Source organism: Streptodolium elevatio (assembly GCF_040649515.1).
Classification (GTDB): domain Bacteria; phylum Actinomycetota; class Actinomycetes; order Streptomycetales; family Streptomycetaceae; genus Yinghuangia; species Yinghuangia elevatio.
This window is the reverse complement of record NZ_JBEZFP010000280.1, coordinates 1-1,912: the sequence shown is the minus strand read 5'-3', so window position 1 is coordinate 1,912 and position 1,912 is coordinate 1. Positions and strand designations below refer to the sequence as shown.

Sequence of the window (1,912 nt, the reverse complement as noted above, 5' to 3'; positions counted from 1 at the left end):
GTACGCCCCACTCCTGCGCCGCCTGCGCGATGTTCAGCAGTCCGTCGATCGCCTGGCGTGCGGCCTCGACCGGCGCTTCGGAGAAACGCAGATGCCGCCCGACGAAGGTGCACGGGACCACCCGCGCGGACACCTTCGCCCGCAACCACGACTCCCGCACCTGCAACCGCGCCGCAGCCTGCGCCGGCGTCAGCAGCAGCACCGCGTCGGCCTGGGAACCGGGGGAGTCGGCAGCGGGGGAGGGGATTTCGCTGATGTCGGCGTTGTCGCGCACAAGGGCCTCCGCGAGGGTGAGCGGCCCGTCAGGGCCGAACGAAACGGTCACCCTTTACGGAGGAATCCCGACCCGGAAACGACACAGGCGCGCGAACTTTGAGGGATCTCGTCGCTCCTCAGCCTCGCAGCGTCCCGTCAGGCCTCGTACGGCGCACGACGCCGGTGTCGGCCCGAGGGCCGGGCATGTCCCTCAGGGGCAGGCGATGCCCCCACGAGTGCTTTAAATCGCAGGCCCGAGCGACACTCGCCAGAAGCAGCAAAACATCCAGCACCAACGGCCGGAAGCTCCGCACCTCAAAGCCTCAACAGGCCAGGGCACAGAGGTATACGCAAGTGATGGGGAAAACTGGAGGATCGGAGGGGGACACGTCCACTACGCCAACGCCATGACCCAGCCCCTCCAGAAGCTGGTCGTGCTGTGATGGCCTCCGCGATCACTACCTGTGAAAACCCCAGTTCAGCCGCGGATCAGGACACCGTCGTGCGGGCAGTGACAGTGATCATCGGCGCCGTGATCGGGTTGACGTTCCTCTTCGGCTTCGGCAACGTCTGGGCCCTGGCGCTTCGCCTGGGCGTCTTCCCCTGGGTCGCCCCGCTCGTCGCCCCGGCAGTGGACCTGTCCGTGCTCGGCCTCCTGCTCGCCATCCGGCGGCTCACCCTCGCCGGCGCCAGCCCCTCAATCGTCCGGCCTGCGTGGCGGCTGCTTGTGCTCGCCAGCTTCCTGACACTGGCGCTGAACGTGGCCGAGCCCCTGCTCACGCACCACTACGGCCGGGCGGCCTTCGACGCTGTTGGCCCGCTGCTGCTCATCGGATGGGCAGAGGTCGGCCCGGGACTCCTGGAGGCGTTGAACGATCCTGCGCGAAGCCCGGCGCAGTTCTCCCGGCAGGACGGTTCAGGTGTATCGGACCGGCATGCCGACAAAGAACAGCTGACGGACGGCGAAATTCGCACTAAAGGCGGGCTCTCGGCGGCGCACATCGGCAAGCAGCCCACGGACGTCGAAGACTTGCTGGCACGTGCACGCGTCGCCGATCAGCAGCATTGGGAGCTTCACCGACGTCCCATCTCTGCGGAGACACTCCGCAAAGAACTCCGGGTGGGAGCAGTCCGATCACGTGAGCTCGTCGTGACCCTGCGTTCGACTTCGTCGCCGGGTGCCGTCTGCACCTGGTAGGGGTGCCATGGAACCAGACCGACGCTGTTGGCTCGAGTGACCGCTTTCATGTGCGCGGACTTCGCGTCGGGATCCACGTTCTCGAGGCGCGGGACACCGCCGGACGCGGTGATCCGGTCGAGCAGGTCCCGGGCCGCGGTGGTGGCTGCCGCGGACTTGGCGTTCACACGCTGGGCTGCTGTGCCTTCGACGGATGCCTTTCGGGGCGGCTTGGTCGCTGTGAGAGCAACCGCGTCCTGGCTTGCCGTAGTGGTGGTCGCGGACCGCTCACCCGCGGTGCGACGCTTTCGGGGCACCGGATCCGAGCGGTCGGGATGGTGGCCGTGTTCAAGGTAGCAACGGCCGGCGTCGGTGATCAGCGCGCGGTGAACCGCCCCGGGTGAAGTGGGGACTCGATTACGTGTAAGGATCGAGTTATGGGACGTCCGTTCACCTATCCGCTTGAGCTGCGTCAGCGTG

2 protein-coding genes are annotated in these 1,912 nt (G+C 67.4%); one reads left to right on the top strand and one right to left on the bottom strand.

What is annotated here, in order from left to right; genetic code table 11:
- On the bottom strand, nucleotides 1-325 hold a 325-nt coding region (locus AB0C36_RS43025), incomplete at its 3' end, for a helix-turn-helix domain-containing protein (protein WP_358365242.1).
- Between the two features lie 372 nt (nucleotides 326-697).
- Between AB0C36_RS43025 and AB0C36_RS43020 the strand changes: the two genes are divergently transcribed.
- Nucleotides 698-1,453 (top strand): SpdA protein, encoded by a 756-nt coding sequence (locus AB0C36_RS43020; RefSeq protein ID WP_358365239.1) that lies wholly within the window; start codon nucleotides 698-700, stop codon nucleotides 1,451-1,453.
- Nucleotides 1,454-1,912 lie beyond the last annotated feature (459 nt).